Annotated in this window: 16 protein-coding genes; 9 read left to right on the top strand and 7 right to left on the bottom strand. The window is 51.3% G+C overall.

Features of this window, described 5'->3' with window-relative positions:
* Positions 1-14 precede the first annotated feature (14 nt).
* The 7 genes from nadA (at position 15) to JW881_08750 (ending at position 6,671) form a co-directional block, all read left to right on the top strand.
* Complete coding sequence (gene nadA / locus JW881_08780) at positions 15-929, top strand: quinolinate synthase NadA (protein MBN1697593.1); 915 nt, start codon at positions 15-17, stop codon at positions 927-929.
* A 27-nt stretch (positions 930-956) separates the two neighbouring features.
* Positions 957-1,391: an Rrf2 family transcriptional regulator gene (locus tag JW881_08775; GenBank protein MBN1697592.1), complete on the top strand. Its 435-nt coding sequence runs from the start codon at positions 957-959 to the stop codon at positions 1,389-1,391.
* Position 1,392: 1 nt separating this feature from the next.
* Positions 1,393-2,586 carry an IscS subfamily cysteine desulfurase gene (locus tag JW881_08770; protein MBN1697591.1) on the top strand — a complete coding sequence of 398 codons (1,194 nt, stop codon included), beginning with the start codon at positions 1,393-1,395 and terminating at the stop codon, positions 2,584-2,586.
* On the top strand, positions 2,583-3,188 hold the full coding sequence (locus JW881_08765) for an iron-sulfur cluster assembly scaffold protein (protein MBN1697590.1): 606 nt from the start codon (positions 2,583-2,585) through the stop codon (positions 3,186-3,188). Before JW881_08770 ends, JW881_08765 begins: the two co-directional genes overlap by 4 nt.
* A 306-nt stretch (positions 3,189-3,494) precedes the next feature.
* Entirely contained in the window at positions 3,495-3,683 is a 189-nt protein-coding gene (locus JW881_08760) for a hypothetical protein (protein ID MBN1697589.1), read from the top strand.
* Positions 3,670-5,046, top strand: a complete 1,377-nt coding sequence (locus JW881_08755) for a class I SAM-dependent methyltransferase (protein MBN1697588.1) — start codon at positions 3,670-3,672, stop codon at positions 5,044-5,046. The genes JW881_08760 and JW881_08755 overlap by 14 nt, the downstream gene beginning before the upstream one ends.
* The gene (locus JW881_08750; protein ID MBN1697587.1) at positions 5,043-6,671 is read left to right on the top strand and encodes a sulfatase-like hydrolase/transferase; all 1,629 of its coding nucleotides are present in this window, start codon (positions 5,043-5,045) and stop codon (positions 6,669-6,671) included. The genes JW881_08755 and JW881_08750 overlap by 4 nt, the downstream gene beginning before the upstream one ends.
* A 63-nt stretch (positions 6,672-6,734) precedes the next feature.
* On the opposite strand, the gene JW881_08745 is transcribed toward JW881_08750, so the two are convergent.
* The 7 genes from JW881_08745 to JW881_08715 all read right to left on the bottom strand — a co-directional run bounded on the left by JW881_08745 (position 6,735) and on the right by JW881_08715 (position 13,946).
* On the bottom strand, positions 6,735-7,172 hold the full coding sequence (locus JW881_08745; protein MBN1697586.1) for an Hsp20/alpha crystallin family protein: 438 nt from the start codon (positions 7,170-7,172) through the stop codon (positions 6,735-6,737).
* 253 nt (positions 7,173-7,425) lie between these two features.
* Positions 7,426-8,763 (bottom strand): helix-hairpin-helix domain-containing protein, encoded by a 1,338-nt coding sequence (locus JW881_08740; protein MBN1697585.1) that lies wholly within the window; start codon positions 8,761-8,763, stop codon positions 7,426-7,428.
* A gap of 139 nt (positions 8,764-8,902) precedes the next feature.
* Complete coding sequence (locus JW881_08735; protein MBN1697584.1) at positions 8,903-9,880, bottom strand: GGDEF domain-containing protein; 978 nt, start codon at positions 9,878-9,880, stop codon at positions 8,903-8,905.
* A gap of 4 nt (positions 9,881-9,884) precedes the next feature.
* Entirely contained in the window at positions 9,885-10,853 is a 969-nt protein-coding gene (locus JW881_08730) for a GGDEF domain-containing protein (protein MBN1697583.1), read from the bottom strand.
* Between the two features lie 119 nt (positions 10,854-10,972).
* The gene (locus JW881_08725; GenBank protein ID MBN1697582.1) at positions 10,973-11,374 is read right to left on the bottom strand and encodes a hypothetical protein; all 402 of its coding nucleotides are present in this window, start codon (positions 11,372-11,374) and stop codon (positions 10,973-10,975) included.
* A gap of 90 nt (positions 11,375-11,464) precedes the next feature.
* The gene (locus tag JW881_08720) at positions 11,465-12,532 is read right to left on the bottom strand and encodes a DUF459 domain-containing protein (GenBank protein MBN1697581.1); all 1,068 of its coding nucleotides are present in this window, start codon (positions 12,530-12,532) and stop codon (positions 11,465-11,467) included.
* A gap of 1 nt (position 12,533) precedes the next feature.
* Positions 12,534-13,946 carry an MBOAT family protein gene (locus JW881_08715; protein ID MBN1697580.1) on the bottom strand — a complete coding sequence of 471 codons (1,413 nt, stop codon included), beginning with the start codon at positions 13,944-13,946 and terminating at the stop codon, positions 12,534-12,536.
* A gap of 449 nt (positions 13,947-14,395) precedes the next feature.
* Here JW881_08715 and JW881_08710 point away from each other — a divergent pair, with 449 nt between their 5' ends.
* Complete coding sequence (locus JW881_08710; protein ID MBN1697579.1) at positions 14,396-14,830, top strand: hypothetical protein; 435 nt, start codon at positions 14,396-14,398, stop codon at positions 14,828-14,830.
* A gap of 552 nt (positions 14,831-15,382) precedes the next feature.
* On the top strand, positions 15,383-17,552 hold a 2,170-nt coding region (locus tag JW881_08705; protein ID MBN1697578.1), incomplete at its 3' end, for a chitobiase/beta-hexosaminidase C-terminal domain-containing protein.

Here is a 17,552-nt window from a genome sequence, read left to right as displayed (position 1 = left end):
TCTATAGGATAAGTATGATTATGTATGAAGAACTGGTTCGACGCATCGGAGAAATTAAAAAAGAGCGGAATGCGGTTATCCTCGCCCATAATTACCAGCCGCCGGAAATACAGGATATCGGGGATTTTATCGGGGATTCGCTCGCTCTCTGTAAAAAGGCGGCCGAAGTCGATGCCGATGTGATTGTTTTTTGCGGTGTCCGCTTTATGGCCGAATCCGCCGTGCTTCTCAATCCGGGCAAGACCGTTCTCCTCCCCGAAGCTCATGCCGGATGTCCGATGGCGGATATGGCGGATGCGCAGTCGTTGCGCCGGTTGAAGAAACGGCATCCGGATGCGGTGGTTGTCTGTTATGTCAACAGTTCGGCGGAAGTCAAGGCGGAAAGCGATATCTGCTGTACCTCCTCGAATGCGGAAAGTATCGTCTCCTCGATTCCCGAAGACAGGCGAATTATCTTCGTCCCGGACAGGCATCTGGGCGGGTATATCCGTGAAAAGACCGGTAGACCGATGATTCTCTGGCCCGGATACTGTCCGGTTCACCGGAAAATTCTCCCCGGTCATATCGCGGAGATGCGAAAAGCCTTTCCCGAAGCAAAGGTACTCGTCCATCCGGAATGCAGGGAAGAAGTCGTACGATTGGCGGATTTTACGGGCAGCACCGGAGGAATCCTTACATATGTATCGCAATCCAACGCATCGTCATTTATCATCGGAACGGAAACGGGGATTATCCACAGTCTGAAGAAGGAGAATCCCGCAAAATTCTTTATCCCGGCAACAAGTGACGCCGTCTGCGGTGATATGAAAATGATCTCACTCGAGAAGATACTTCATTCCCTTCAATCGATGAAACCGGTTGTCAGGATCGGGGACAGAACCGCGGAAGATGCCTTGAAACCCGTTTCACGCATGCTCGATATCGGATAAACGGTCTTCGTTGATGGAGGTATTCTCATGTTTCATGTACCGACACAAACCCGTTACGGCCTGAGGGCGCTTCTGGAACTGGCCCTGCATGACGGGAAAGGGCCGCTTGCCTTGCAGAAGATTTCGGAAAAACAGCATATTTCGCAAAAATACCTCGAAAACATTTTCAAGCTTTTGAAAAAAGCGGATATCATCCGGAGTGTCAGGGGACCAGAGGGCGGTTATGAACTGGCCCGCTCACCTTCGCTCATTACCGCTTTTGATATCGCCAGGTCACTCGACGGGCCCGTTATTACCGTTCCCTGTGTACACAAGGGGAATTATTGTGTAGAATCATCACGCTGCGCCGTGAAGGATTTCTGGCACGAGATGAATGATACGATAGAAGAGTATTTGAAGTCGAAAACCCTTGCCTGGTTTCTGGCAAGGGTAGACGGTAAAAAAGATCATCCGGGAGGTTGACATGGATAAAAAAGAGATTTATCTCGATTACAACGCGACCACGCCGCTTCATCCGGAGGTCCAAAAGGAAATGATCGAGGTCTTCGGGGTGTTCGGCAATCCGTCGAGTATGCATAGCTATGGAAGGGATGCCCGAAAAAAGCTCGAAGCAGCACGGGGCCGTATCGCTTCATTTATCAACGCCTCCCCGGATGAAATCATCTTTGTGGGAAGCGGATCGGAGGCAAACAATACGGTATTGAATCTCGTTGCCTGCAGGGGGAATATGTGCAGGGGACTACCCGCAGAACGCGCCGAAGTCATTACGACCTCGATCGAACATCCGTGTATCATGAATACGGCCCGCTGCCTTACGCAACGGGGACTCGTCACCCATTTCATCGAAGTGGATGAAGCGGGCAAGGTGAATATCGATCATCTCAAGGAATTGATTTCCGAAAGGACGGGGCTGATTTCCGTCATGTACGCGAATAATGAGATCGGTACCATACAGGATATCGCATCGATTGCAGCGCTCGCCCATGAGCATGGCGTTTTGATGCATACGGATGCGGTTCAGGCCCTCGGAAAAATCCGGGTCGACGTCAAAGCCCTCGATGTCGATTTTCTTTCCCTGTCTGGACACAAGATTTACGGACCCAAAGGGATCGGGGCACTCTACGTAAAAAAAGGAACACCGTTTTGTCCTTTCATTCACGGGGGGCATCAGGAGACGGGCAGGCGTGCGGGGACGGAAAATACCCTCGGGATTATCGGGTTCGGGAAGGCGGTGGAAATGGCCTCGCTTGAAATGGAGTCGGTCTCATCCCGGCTTCTGCGGTTGAGGGAAAAACTCGCATCCGGTATCAAAGACTCGGTTCCCGATATACAATTCAACGGCCACCCTGAAGACGTTCTCCCGAATACCCTGAACGTTTCCTTTTTCGGCGCGGAAGGAGAATCGATCCTCCTCTACCTGGATATGGAAGGGATTGCCGTCTCAACCGGGTCAGCGTGCGCTTCAGGTTCACTCGATCCTTCGCATGTGCTTCTTGCAACCGGCCTGGGGGCCGAACTCGCGCACGGGTCCATACGAATCAGTATGGGCCGGGGAACGACGGAGGATGAAATCGATTATGTCCTTGAGGTTCTGCCTCCGGTTATAGAGAAGATTCGGCGTATGTCGACGGTTTATCAGAAAGGAGGTGCCGTATGAGTGATGATTCGGCGTGGGTCTATACCGATGTGGTCAAAGACCATTTCATGAATCCGCGTAATGTGCTTTTCGATGAAGGATCATTCAAGGAGGACGGCAAAGGTGTCGTCGGCAATATAAAATGCGGCGACCAGATGATGATGGCGATCAAGGTGAAAGACGACGTTATCGTCGACTGTAAATGGAAGACATACGGCTGCGCCAGCGCGATAGCCAGTACGTCCATGCTTTCCATGGTCGTCACGGGGATGAAACTTTCCGAGGCATACCATGTTTCACCTAAAGATATCGCCCAAAAACTCGGGGGGCTTCCCGAACACAAGATTCATTGTTCGGTTCTCGGCGACAAAGCGCTTCGGGCCGCGATCGATGATTATTTCCGGCGCACGGGCCAGGAAGAAAGAATCGAAAGCGAAAAGGCGACGATCATATGCCAGTGTATGAACGTGACGGACAAGGATATCGACAAGGCGGTGAGAAACGGTGCGCGAAGTTTCGAAGAGCTTCAGTTTCAGACAAAAATCTCCACCGTTTGCGGTCAATGCAGGGAAGAGGCGGAGGAATACCTCCATCAGGCCGTCCATCTTTACGGGGAGGATTAAGGGGCCGCGTGGGTTGTCCGGTTTTACGTATGTTCCCGGCAAACCGCAAAAACCACCCCGAAAGTCCGCTTGCCGTCCGGGCGATACGTAAAAAGAACGTTTTTTCCGTGATCGAACATCTTGATTAATTGTAGTACTTCCTTTATTCTCTCATTATGCCGTCCGTGCGGTAGATTCCATTCGGAATAATTCCGAATTCAAGCGGTTTATTTTATTACTGTTATATATTAATTATTTTTATGAAAGGAGATAACTCTTGTGACGAAAAAAAGAATCGTATCAATAGGGTTGTTTGCAATAACCATAATGTTCGCACTGCCGTTTCTAGCCTATGGGTATATCGATCCGGGTACGGGAAGCTACCTGCTGCAGGTGATCATTGCCGTTCTGCTTGGTGCCGGCCTCGCCGTCAAAATTTTCTGGCAAAAAGTGAAAGGTTTTTTTGTCAATCTTTTCCAGGGAAAACAGAAACAACAGGTTGATGAAAACAGGTAGCAGAGACGCGGCGTCCTTCCGCGATCCGTCGGGATTCCTTTTTTATCATGATCAGGTACTCTACAGGCAGATCAATCGTTCATACAAAGCAGACTATGAGATGCTCATGGCATCCGGGCTGTATGCGGAATTGGTCGAAAAAGGCCTCCTCATTCCGCATACAGAAGCGGATATTCCGCCACCAGAGGCGGAACGCGCCTATAAAATAATAAAGCCCCTTCATGTTCCATTTATCTCGTATCCGTATGAGTGGAGTTTCAGCCAGTTGAGGGATGCCGCGCTTCTCACTATCGATGTGCAACGGGCGGCTTTTGATGCGGGGATGTGTCTCAAGGACGCCAGCGCATACAACATCCAGTTTCTCAAGGGAAAACCGGTATTAATCGACACGCTTTCGTTTCAGAAGTACCGGGAAGGAGCTCCCTGGGTCGCGTACCGGCAGTTTTGTCAGCATTTTATTGCCCCCCTTGCCCTCATGATGTACAAGGATATACGGCTGAATCAGCTGCTGAAAGTATACATCGACGGGATACCCCTTGATCTGGCAAGTTCGTTATTGCCGTTCCGGTCCAGGCTTTCGTTCACTCTCCTGACTCATATTCACCTTCATGCCGGAAGCCAGAAGGCATACGAGGACAAGGCCGTCGATGTCGCCGACCTAAGGGTTTCACCCCTTGCGTTTCAGGGTATCATCGAAAGCCTTTTTTCCGCCGTTCTGAAGATGAAATGGGAGCCGAAAGGAACGGAGTGGGCGGACTACTATGATAAAACGAATTACAGCAAAGCGGCGTTCGAACAGAAAAAAAGGGTCGTTGAAGAGTTTGTACGAAAGACGAATCCCTGTACGGTCTGGGATCTCGGGGCAAATACCGGTATTTTTACCAGAATCGCTTCGGAAAAAGCGGCGCATGTCGTTTCATTCGATATCGATCCGGCCGCCGTCGAAGTCAACTACCGCCTTTGCAAACAGGAAAACTCCGGCAATATCCTTCCGCTTTTAGTGGATCTAACCAACCCGAGTCCGGGGATCGGGTGGGAAAACAGGGAGAGGAAGAGTCTTTCCCAAAGAGGACCGGTCGATATGGTGATCAGCCTGGCCCTGATCCATCACCTCGCCATATCGAATAATCTGCCGTTCGAAAAAATCGCCTCTTTTTTTCATTCATTATGCTCCCATCTCGTTATCGAGTTTATTCCAAAAGAGGATTCGCAGATACGGAAACTGCTTTCGACCAGGGAAGATGTTTTTCCGGACTATGGAAAGTCCGAATTCGAAAAGGTTTTTTCACGATATTTCAGTATTTCGGAAAGCAGGACACTTGATGAAAGCGGCCGAATCATATACCTTATGCATACCATATGAAATTCATGAAAAAAGACGGCTTCACATTTCTTCACCCCCTGTTTTTCGGGATATTTCCTCTTTTGTTTCTCTACGCGCACAACGCCGGTGAAATGACTCCCGGCGACATTGCGGTGCCGCTTCTCGTTGCGGCGGGATTTGCAGTGTTCGTCACCTTCGGCGCCGGTATCATATTAAAGGATTTCCGCAAAAGCGCCCTTATCGCAACGATGATTCTTTTTGTCTACTTTTCATACGGCCATATCGCGGGTATTCTTCCCTCAACCGGCTTTGCACTCTTCGGCACCATACCCGTCACGTTCGGGAGTATATTCACGGTCGTCTGTCTCGGCCTCCTCGCCGCCGGAATCTTCATCGTTATCCGGACAAAAAAAAATCTTGGCCACCTTACCACGATTCTCGTTTTCATCGGAGCCTGTCTGGTGTTCTTTCAGATTGTCCAGGCGGGGGCGGTACTCGTTACCCGAAAGAAAGCCGCCGATGTGGAAGTAACGCAGGAGTCAACCGGTTATTCACAACAGGAAAAAAAGTCAACGGTGCTTCCGGATATTTATTTTATTATTATGGACGGTTACACCGGCAAGGACATACTCGAGACGATCTTTCATGTGGATAATACCGATTTTTATGCCTTTCTCCGGGAAAAAGGATTTCATGTTCCCGGGAAAAGCTTTTCCAATTACTGCCAGACGGTATATTCCGCCGCCGCCACCCTCAACATGTCCTATATCCAGGATATTGGGGATTTCGGCATCGATTCGAGGGACAGAATGCCTGTTTCCGCAAGACTGCGGGACAACGCGGTCGTTCGATTCCTCAAAAGCGCAGGATACACGATCGCGGCATTTTCATCGGGATATTATCATACCCGTCTCGATAACACCGATTACTATTTCTCGCCTGAAAGCGAGATGAGCGAGTTCGAAAACATCCTGATAAACACGACCTTGTTCCCCTTGAACCGGGACGAAGAGGATTCGGCATTCGCCAAACACCGGCAACGCATCCTCTATACCCTCGACAAACTCGCGGGACTCGATATGCTTCCTTCACCGAAGTTTGTTTTCGCACACATTCTTTCACCGCATCCTCCTTTTGTCTTCACCGCGGAGGGCGAACCCACACGGCAGAGTGATTTTTTCCATATGTGCGACGGATCGCACTATATGTCGTCCACCGGCGGCGGGCTCGCAAATTATATCAAAGGATACGGCGGCCAGATCACCTGGATTACGAAACTCCTTAAAAAAACGATTCAGCAGATACTTGAGCGCAACACTGAACATCCCCCGGTTATCATTCTCCAGGCCGATCATGGGTCCGGGTCGGGATTATCATGGGAATCGCTCGAAAAAACGAATGTGCACGAGCGATTTTCCATTCTCAATGCCTGGTATCTGCCCGGGTATGAAGATAACGACAATTACCGGATTTCAAGCCCCGTCAATACCTTCCGTGTTGTTTTCAACACCTATTTCGGGACACGATTTCCCCTGCTCGAAGACAGACATTATTATGCTGCATGGGCGAGCCCGCACGATTACAAGGATGTTACCGATGTCCTTTACGGGGAAGATCCCGGAAAACAAACGAATGACGGGATAGAAGCGGTGGTTCGGAGATAAAAGCATCGATTTTTATAAAAAAAGCCCCTTCTTGAAAGGGGCTTTTTTCTACATACCGGTTCGTTAGTCGGCCTTTTTTACATCGATCTGTTTCGGCTTAGCCTGTTCCGTTTTCGGAAGACTGAGCGAAAGTACGCCGTTTTTAAAGTGCGCGTCGATCTTGTCCCTGTCGATGTTTTTCGGAAGGGTAAAACTTCTCGAAAAAGCGGTACTTCGCCTTTCCTTGATAATATAGCCCTTCTTTTTCTCTTCTTTCGTTTCATCCTTTTTGGATGAAATGGTCAACAGGTCGCCGTTTACCGAAACATCGATATCCTTCTCGGTAAAACCGGGAATATCCGCCTCGACAACGTAATCGTTTTCATTTTCACGCACATCGACTTTCGGATGTGATTGTCCTGAAACGGTGAATACCGAATCATCGAAGAACCTGTCGAGCACGCGCTCGAAATCCAAGTCAAAAAGGCTTCCGGTAATTGGTCTGTACTTTATAAGGTTCATATCGCACCTCCTTATATAGGATTTATTGACTCTATTAATATATCTGCAATATTTGTGCCAAATCAGGAAGATGAGGCTATTTATAATTAACTATAATATAATGAAATAAAACACACTCGTATGGCGGGGTTGGAAAATTTCCTCTAAAAGAGTCAATATGACACATAGGGAAAATACGGTAAATATGGTATGTCAAAAAGAAACGACCGGCACCTGTTTGATGGTACCGGGTGTGTTGTTTTTTCACTCATTTTCATGTAAGACGCCTCCCGCGCCAGGCGACGGGCTTTCCGGCAAGCGCGGGGTAGATGGAGGATGGGGGCTGCGGCATCGCGGTTTTCGCTTTATTCGAAAACGTTTCGTTCCGATAGGGAAAAACGCCCGTCCGCCATCCGCTACAGGCAGTCTCTTCAAACAGCCATCGCTGCCTGTACGCGGAGGAACGGTCGCGCTTTCCTGAAAAGAGAATATAGGGGGCAGATCTGTCCGTGACAACGCCGGTTCCCTTCAATGCTTCGAGTCCATGAAAGGGATTTCCGATACGTTCCCTGATAATTCGTTCGGCGGATACGGGCCCGATACCCGGAACACGAAGCAGGTGATGTTTTTCCGCACGGTTGATATCAACGGGAAAACATTCGGGATGCATCATCGCATATGCCGTTTTCGGGTCCACGTCAAGGGGGATATTTCCGGAAGCGTCGAAGACGAGTTCCTGGAGGCCGAAGCCATACGCCCTGAGCAGAAAATCGCACTGATACAACCGGTGTTCTCTGAGGAGAGGTTCGGGCGGCAGCGGGCGTCCCGTTTCCCTTTCATCCGGTTGATAGGCGGAGAAATACGCCCTGAACACGAACAAACGGCGGTAAATCCAGTCGACTGTTTTCATGATGTCGCAGTCGCTTTCATCCGTCGCCCCGACAACGAACTGCGTCGTCTGGCTGCTCGCACGGGCGCCTCGCCTTAATATTTCGCCTGTCTGCTTCATGGGCAGCACCAGGTCGCGGATCATGTCCTTGTCGGGGGCGATAAGGCCCAAAAGTTCGCGTCCGGGCGATTCGAGGTTTACCGACAGCCTGTTCGCGTAGGATGCCGCTGCTTCGATAAGGTTGTATGAGGCCCCCGGCAGAATTTTCAAGTGGATGTATCCGTCGAAACGGTAATGTTTCCTGAGAATTTCCGCCGTCAGAATCATCTTTTCCATCGTCGTGTCCGTGTTGACGCCGACACCGGAAGAGATGAAAATACCATGGACCATATCGGTGCGGACCAATTCCATGAATGCCTTTGCCAGTTCGTCCGGTCTGAATCCGGTCCGAACGACATTGTCTTTCAAGGCGGAAAAGGAGCAATAGGTACAGCGGTTTTTACAGACGTTTGTCTGGAGTACCTTGAGAATTCCGACCCGGCCTTTTCCCGGCACGTGAGCGGGATAGATCCATTTTCGGAGAGGATCGAGGGGGTCGCGTATCCTGCCGCTCGTACCACTGCTATTGGTGCTGCATGAGGAAAGGCAGATATCAAAGCGGGCGGACGCGGAAAGGATATCCAGCTTGGACGAAGTATCCGGTGCTTTCAGAAACGTCGCCATATCGGTATAGTATAATAAACATATGTTAAGTGCAAGCCTTTTTTCTCAATAATCTTTTTTTTGGGCCCATGAGGGAACGAATATGGGTTTGGGGTTTTATCAGCCGTGTGACGTCTGCAAGCAGCCGTGCCGGCTAAGATCAGCCGGATTTGGCGCAGTATACCCTGTTGCGTCCCGCTTCCTTGGCGGCGTAGAGTGCCTCGTCCGCTTTTTTCTTGAGGGCTTTTTCGTCCCCGGCGGTATCCGGGTAACAGGCGATACCCTGGCTTGCCGAAAAGCTTTTTACCGGTCCGTTCATCGATTGCAGGAAATCGAGTTTTTCGACATCGCGCCGGATTTTTTCGGCGATTTCTCCGGCCTCTTCCATGGTTGTATCGGGCAGAATGACGGTAAACTCGTCACCGCCGTATCTGGCAAGAATATCCCGCTGCCGCAGGTGGTGTTTGAATACCGCTACCGCTTCGAGGATCGCCTTGTCGCCCATCTGGTGGCCGTAGGCTTCATTGATCTGCCTGAAATAATCGAGGTCCGCCATGATAAGGCAGAGACGCTTGCCGCTTGTTCGGGCCGCCTCGACATAGTCATCGAGCGAGTTGTCGAGAAAGCGCCTGTTATAGGCGCCGGTCAATTCATCCGTTATGGCCCTTCTGCTTGCCTCGTCACCCCACCGGACCATGTCGGAGACCAGGCTTCCCGTTTTTCTGAGACGCTGCGTGGTAATGTTGAGCATTTTATACATGACCTTGATCGCGATCGCCGGGTTCGATTCGATGATTTTGAAGAATTTGTGCTTGTGAAGTTTGAAGAGGGAGCCCTTTTCCTTTGCGTAACAGGTCGCCGATCGGGGGGCGTTTTCGAATATCGACATTTCTCCGAAAAAATCGCCCGGATTGAAAACCACGATTTCCTTTTGTTTACCGTCCGGAAGACCGATCGTACCCGTTATTTTCCCTGTTTTGAGGATGTACAGCTCGTGACCCTCTTCTCCTTCCCTGCAAAATACGGCACCGGATTTTACCGGAACGAGCTTGAGATTCTTGGCGAGTATTTTGATTTCAACGTCGTCGAGTGATGAAAAAATGTGAATCTGTTTCAGGAAAGAAACGGTTTTATGCATATTTCTACGGAGCGATCTTTACCCCGTCACCTCCGCTGTTTCGTTTGGAAAGCATGATATCGAATGTCACCTTGATAATCTCGTTGTGATCGTCGGCATGAACGGGATATGTCCCGACACCGATACTCCACGGTGTCCTGAATTCATCGCCCATGATGACTTTTTTGATATTAATGGCATACAATTTCTGCCTCAGGTTTTCGGCGATTCTGAGGCCGTCATCCGTTGTCGTGTTCGGAAGAATGACGACAAACTCGTCCCCCCGGTACCGAATCACGGTATCTGTCTTGCGGGTCGAGTTTTTCAGTGTTTCAGACATGATCTGAAGGACCCTGTCCCCGGCGGAATGGCCGTAGGTATCATTGATATATTTGAAATTGTCGGGTTTGAGTACCAGCACCGTCGTATTGTTGCCGTAAGAGGGAAGCTGGAGGGGAAAATCTTCCTTGAGCCAGCTTTTATTGTAAAGCCCGGTGAGTTTGTCATAGAGAATCTGTTTTCTGAGATCGTCGATCCACTGGGTTTTGTCGGAGAGGAGTTTGTTCGTCGAACGGATCCTTCCCGCGACCGTGGCGAGGAGAACGTGGAGGACGCGTGCGAAAATGTCAGGATACTTGTTGATGAGTTCGGTAAACTGGATGTATGGCGCCGGAAAAATGAGAAGGGTCGTATCTTCTTCCGCGAGCGCGGTCGCGGTACGGGGGCTGTCTTCGAAAAGGTCGAGATCTCCAAAGAGATCACCCGGAATGAACCGTGCGATATCCCTGTCTTTTTTCCCTTCCTCCCTTTTTATGATTCGAACCGCTCCCTGTTTGACAATAAAAAGGGACTCCCCGAACGTTCCCTCTTCGAAGATGACGGCGTCGTCATCATAATCCCTGAATTCACTGTATTCCGCTATAGTGGCAATATCCGAATCTTTGAGTCGCGAGAAAAGTTTTGCATTTTTTAACAGCCGTACCTTTTCTTCCATCCTCTGACTAATGTTATAGTAAATATCAGGCCGAAAGTCAATATCGGAGTTGTGTATTTACGCGTGAATGCGGAGCGGGAACCAACTATTTATCTATGAGACAGATAGTTATCCGTGTATCAGGCTTTTCTTGCAAGAAAGATTTTGCGTATTATAAAGAGGAGATACAACGCGGAGAAAAGACCGCCGTAGAAAAGGATAAAGACAATGCTTTCTTCCGGTTTAATCGATTGCATGCCTTTTACCGAAGCAAGCCCCCTGCCGAAGAGGTTTCCGCTAAAGGAGTAATCGTCGTACGAACTCGACATGTAGGTCGATTTTCCGCTTTGCCCGAAGGAGGTCGCCGTCGATCGCGAGGACGACGTGGTACCGGCCGAATCGGACGTCGAGCCCGCCTCCGAACGGGTGTTTCCCTGAGGATTGACGGGGGCGGTCGCGCAGGAGGAGAGAAGACAGGCGGCCGATATTGCCGCGATAAAGAGAACGAGATGTGTCTTTTTTACAATGCTGTGAGGTTCCATCTATTTCCTTCCCTGTGCCCGAATTCCTTCTCTATAAAAGATACACCATTTCAGGGAAAAAGCCAAACAATTTTTACCGGTAATGCTGTCCTATTCACGGACAATCTCGACAGGTTCCTCCTTTTCCTCTTCAAAGTCAAAGTCACGATGAATCATACCGAGCAGCAGCCCGGCAATGATCTTCCCGCCCGCATAGGTGAGATGAATCCCGTCTGAAAGCCGCAGTTGCGAAAGCTTTCCGTCGATTTCGAGATAATCGGTGTAACGGGCGTGTTCATTCCCGAGCAGATATCCTGTGGGGAGAAAGGAGACATACCCGTAACGGCCGCAGACACCTTCGATAATGTCGTTTATCGCGGACATTTTCGCATGAAAACCGCTGTTTCTCATGGGCGGCAACCCGATCCAGTATATCCTGTATATTTTCCCCTCCAGGTATCGAAAAAGCTTCGTGAGGCGGTTTTCGTAAATTTCCCGCCAGCTTTTGGTATTGAACCGGAAATGCTTCGAGCCTGAGACAATGGTCTGCGCGTCGTTTGTCCCCAGAAGGATGACAAGCGCGTCGTAGCTATGCTGCGCGAAAACGGCCTCGATTTTCTCCTGCCAGTTGTAATAGTCCGTCCGCGACATACCGGAACTCGGATGCGCTATGAGCTCGGACGAGACGGCCCTGTTACGGTAAACGGCGCGGTCGAACATGACCGCGATCGCCCCCGACAGCAGCGAATCACCTATCATGAGGAGCCGGAACGGCCGGCGGGATGAAAAGACCGGAGGCGCATTGCGTTCCGGTGGCTCCTGACGCGATCCCGTTGTTCCCTGACGAAGGCTTGTCTCTTCCGGTCTGACGACCGGGGGAGGGGAGCCGGCGGTCACCATTTCACCGGTTTCAGCGGCGAATCCGGAATCGGTTGAGATACGAGCGATGTGAAAGAAGCGCCGCCGAAGGTCCTGCAGGCGTTCGTCGACGGTGAGCGGCCGGACCAGGTCCCGGTACGGGGTGACGAAAAAGAGAAGCGCAGCTTTCAGCGTCTTGTCGTCGAGGTTCATGATACTCCGGTGGATATTCCCCGCGTTTCCGAAAAGACTGATAATGAGACCGAGAAGCAGGACGACGGCGGCCTGCTGAACTGTATAAAAACGGATTCCTCTTTTCATATCAAAACTGAAAATAAATAAACGGGGCGATCCCCTGCGGCGCAATAACGCCGAGTCCTATCATGAATACCCCGCAGGCTATCCCCTGCATCGTGACGGGAAGCCTGCTCAGCCACCTGGTGAGAAGCCTGCCGGTGCGCCGCGGGATGAAATGAATATAGATGCCTGTCAGAATGAGAAAGATGACAAACGGGGTGATCAGGGTCACGGGGGTCCCCATGTTCCCGATCGCCCGTATATACTCGTATGCCCCCGAAATCGACTCCGACCTGAAGAATATCCAGCAGAAACAGACAAAATGAAAGGTCAGGAACGTGCCGAATGCCCTGCCGAAAAACGACCGTTCCCTTCGGGTGGGGACGCGGAAGACGAACCGTTCGAGACAGAGTCCGATCCCGTTAAGCCCGCCCCAGAGAATGAACTTCAACGCGGCGCCGTGCCAGAGACCGCCCAGCAGCATGGTGATCATGATCGCGAGTAATGTTCGCGATAATCCTTTCCTCGAGCCCCCAAGGGGAATGTAGAGGTAATCCCTGAGCCATGTGGAAAGTGAAATATGCCAGCGCCGCCAGAACTCGCGCAGAGAGGCGGCACGGTAGGGGTGGTCGAAGTTGTCGGGAAACCTGAAACCGAGAAGGCCCGCCGTACCGATAGCGATATCAGAGTAGGCGGAAAAATCGCAGTAGATCTGGACCGCATAGGCATAAATACCAAAGAGGACTTCGATCCCCGAAAAGGCGCTCGGATTGGCGAACACCCGGTCGACCAGGAGGGTCGAAAGGTAGTGGGCGATGATCATTTTCTTGAACAAGCCGCCCAGAATGAGGATGAGATACCGTGCTGCGGGAAGCCGTTCGTCGGTGTCTTTCCGTTCGAGCTGGGGAAGAAAGGTGTTCGCCCTCACGATAGGACCGGCGACAAGCTGGGGGAAAAAGGATATATAAAGGAGTATATCGATAAGGGATCGGGACGGCCGAATTGTGTTCCGGTAGACATCGATCACGTAACTCAATGCCTGAAAAGTAAAAAAGGAGATACCCACCGGCAGGATGATGGTAAGGAGAACCGGATCGATCCCGATATTCCATAAACGGAGCAGGTTGGCCGCCGAAATGACGAAAAATCCGTAATACTTGAAAAAGCCGAGAACCCCGAGCATGCCGAGACAGGCGATAAAAAGGGTGAGCTTCCGCTGCCACCGCTTCCGCTGTAACCCAAGGAGAACGCCGAAGATGTAGGCGGCGCAGGAACAGAGGAAAAGAAGAAACGTGAAGCGCCAGTCCCAGTATCCGTAGAAAAAATAGCTCGCCGCGACGAGGAAGAGTTTTTTCTGCGGGGAGTTCCGTTTCATCTGCCAGCTCAAGAGAAAGACGACGAGAAAAAAGAGTGCGAATTGTGGTGTCGGGAATAGCACAGCCGCTCCTTTTGCCTGTGAGAGTGTTTGTATTGTTCAATTATCGGCATACCGCCGGCATAACATTGAACCCGGATTTTTCACGAACGCCGCCGTTTTTCAAGCGATGGTCCGCCGCACAATGTTCCGGTACATAAAAAAAGCCCCGCCTACTAACGCATGCCTGATGTGGGGTAGCACGTGCCAGCAGCAGAGCTCATGTTCCGTCGTTTTTATACGATGGAACCGGGGGTATGATGGGATGTTATAATAAATCAGGATGTATATACCTGACTCATTATGTGATCTTATATTAGAATTAATGAAGCGCACTGTAAATATACCTTTTGGCACAAATTTTCAGGTATTGTTTATTATATAATATCCTTATCGCGGCATTATTTATTGACAGAAGATCATATTCGTTTTACATTGCCCCTATGTTGAACAGCATATAAAGGAGGAATATCATGGCGTCAACAAAAAGCATTGACACGCGGCTTATCCTTCAGCTCGCCCTGGCGGCATTTCTGATTTTGCTCGGCATCCAGGGTATCGTTTCGTATAATTCGCCGGCGAACGAACTCGCCCGGGCCTTTTCAGGGCTTTTCGGCGGGGGGAAAGACGTTATTTCCCTGACCATAGCGATTATCGACCTGGTCGCGGGTGTTCTTTTAGCGCTCGAGCTGTTCGTCGGCTCCCAGATCAAACTTATCGGACTGGGACCGATTCTCGTCGTCGTGTACTGGATCGCGAGGACGGTGTACAAGCAGTTTATCACCGGCATGTCGATACAGGGGGGCAGGATGATTTTTCAGCCCGATTTTCTCGGCTGGCTCGTGCTTCTCATGTCGAATATCATTTACGTGATCGCACTCTTTCATGTCAGCAGGAAAAGCGCCTGATCGAGGGAAGAAGCGACACAGGGGGCTTTTGAGGAGTCACACGGGGCGGTGAAGCGGGAATTTATAAAAAAAACAGATTCTGATATTATGACGGAAAAGTGCAGCATTCTCTTTTGATGTTTCAGGTGTAGCACAGAGGACACTGAGGAGTCACAGAGAACCACAGAGAACGATTGTTTTTTATTGTAAGAAAACGGTTACCTGTTCTCTGCGGCCCTCCGCGTCACTCTTCCTTTTTTACATGGGTACGATCCGTTCCCGTGCGAGTTCAGCCGCGAATGATAATGCCGCTTTTATCGATTCATGCGTCAATGAACGAGGCAGCGCCCACCCGAACCCCGAAACGGCCCCCTGTATCGCCGGTTTTCCGTTTTTTTTTCTCTTTAAAATTTGACTTCGACCCGTGAATTGACTATATTTCCAATGACGAAATAGAGCCGCAATAAAATCTTGCAAATAAAAGCATCATGAACCGGAATAAAAAGTTTCGAGTTGAGGAAACTTACGTTATTCTGGTTTTTTTTTGTTCTCGAAGAGAGAAGGAGTTGTATAATGAGAATATTTTTACGGATTTTCCTTGGACTTATTATCGCAGCAAGTCTGTTCAATTGTTCCTCCGGGGGGGGCGGCGGCGGGGGCGGCGACGAGCCGACCCAGGTGGAAACGCCGGTCATCGACCCCGCGGGAGGCACGGTCGAACGATATGTCGATGACGTGACGATCACCTGCGCCACATCGGGGGCGACGATCTATTATACGGACAACGGGGACGACCCGACCACCGACTCATTAGTCTATACCGATCCGATCGTTCTCGATACGGTGGGCGGCATCACGATCAAGGCGTTCGCCGCCAAGAGCGGAAGCGACGACAGCGGGACGGCGGTCGCGGACTTCACCGTCGAAGACACGGTCGGGCCTTCTGGAACCCTCACATCGGCAAAGGCCACGTGGTATGTGGATGACATCCTGTTCACGGTCACTTTCAACGAACCGGTGACCGATTTCGACGATCTCGCCGATATTCTCGTCGACAGCACGAACGCCACGGTGATTTCCATCGACGGTACCTTAAATCCGGTATTTGTCGTTACCGTCAACCCGGACGACACGGAAACGGAGGCCGATATCACGATCAGTGTCCCCGCGGATGTGTGTACGGACGATTATGCCCAGTCGAATACGGCCGTATCGTCCCATACGGTTCATTTCAATCCGGACGCGGTCATCGCCGAAATCACCTCGAGTGAATCGAGTCCGACAAACACTGATCCCATACCCATTACCATAACATTCAACAATGACGTGGAAAACTTCGACGAGAACGACCTCGTGATCGGTAACGGCGCAGTCGAAGGGGGCAGTTTCGCGGCGGTCAGCGCTTCCGAATATACGGCGAACATCGTCCCATCGGTGACGGACGACGATGTCACCGTGGACATACCCGAAGGCGTCTGCAATCAGCTTTCCGGCGTCACGCCGAACATCGCCTCCGAGCAGTTCAGCATAAGATTCGACAGCGAACAGCCCGGTGTCGAAATCACATCGACGGAAACCGACCCGTCGAACGCGGACCCGATCCCCCTCACGATCACCTTTACCGAAGCGGTCGGGAATTTCGCCGTCGGCGATCTCGATGTCGTCAATGGAACGGCGGGTGATTTCACGGGAACGGGCGATTCCTATACCGTCAACATCACACCGGACGCCGATGGTACGGTGACTGTCGACATCGCCGAGGGTACGTGCAACGATGCAGCGGGAAACCTCAATACGGCGGCAACCCAGTTCAGCATCTATTCGAAGACATCCCAGCCGTCCGTCCTTCTTGAAACCGCAGAATCGAGCCCTACGAATGCCGATACCTTCAGCGTCACGATCACCTTCAGCGAGGAGGTCGATTTCGTCGAGGGCGACCTCACGCTCGGAAACTGCACGTCAGGCAATTTCGACGATACGAACAACCCGGTCTTTACCGTCGATATTTCTCCCACAGCGGACGGTACGGTCACCGTCGATGTCGCAGCGGACGTGTGCGCGGACAACTACGGAAACGGCAACACGGCGGCAACACAGTTGAGTCTCACCTCGGACAGGACCGGCCCGGTCGCGACCATGGATTCGGTGACCGGCGATCCCACCAACGCCGCGTCGTTTACCGTGACGATCGATTTTGACGAAAGCACAGCGGATTTTGCCGCGGATGATATTACCGTGTCAAACGGTACAAAAGGAACATTCGGAGGAACAGGTACCGCGTACAGTATCGAGATCACACCGGATGCGGCCGGTCTTGTGACCGTCGACATCTCAGTCGGGGTCTGCACCGACGCGCTCGGAAACCTAAACCCCGCGGCGACCCAGTTTGCGCGGACCGTCGACTGGACGGCGCCAGATCCGCCGACCGTCGAACAGGCCTCGGGGCAGAACGACCCGGCGCTCGTCCAGCCCGTACTCTTTACCGCCACATTCTCGGAACCTGTCAACTTCGAAGCGGCGGACGTCGATCTTTCGGGCGGTACGGCAACCGGCGGAACGGTGACCGTGACCGAAATCACCGAAACGACCTATGAAATCTCGGTCGACGGGCTCACTTCAGCCGGCGATGTCGTCGCCTCGATTCCCGTGGACGCGGTCCAGGACCTCGCGGGAAACAACTGCCCGGCCTCAACGTCCACGGACAACACGGTGACCTTCACCGGGATCATCAAGGGGAATACGG

This window comes from Spirochaetales bacterium, from assembly GCA_016930085.1.
In the GTDB taxonomy this organism is placed as follows: Bacteria; Spirochaetota; Spirochaetia; order SZUA-6; family JAFGRV01; genus JAFGHO01.
Note: the sequence above shows the minus strand (reverse complement) of the source record. Positions and strands in the feature narration are given on the sequence as shown.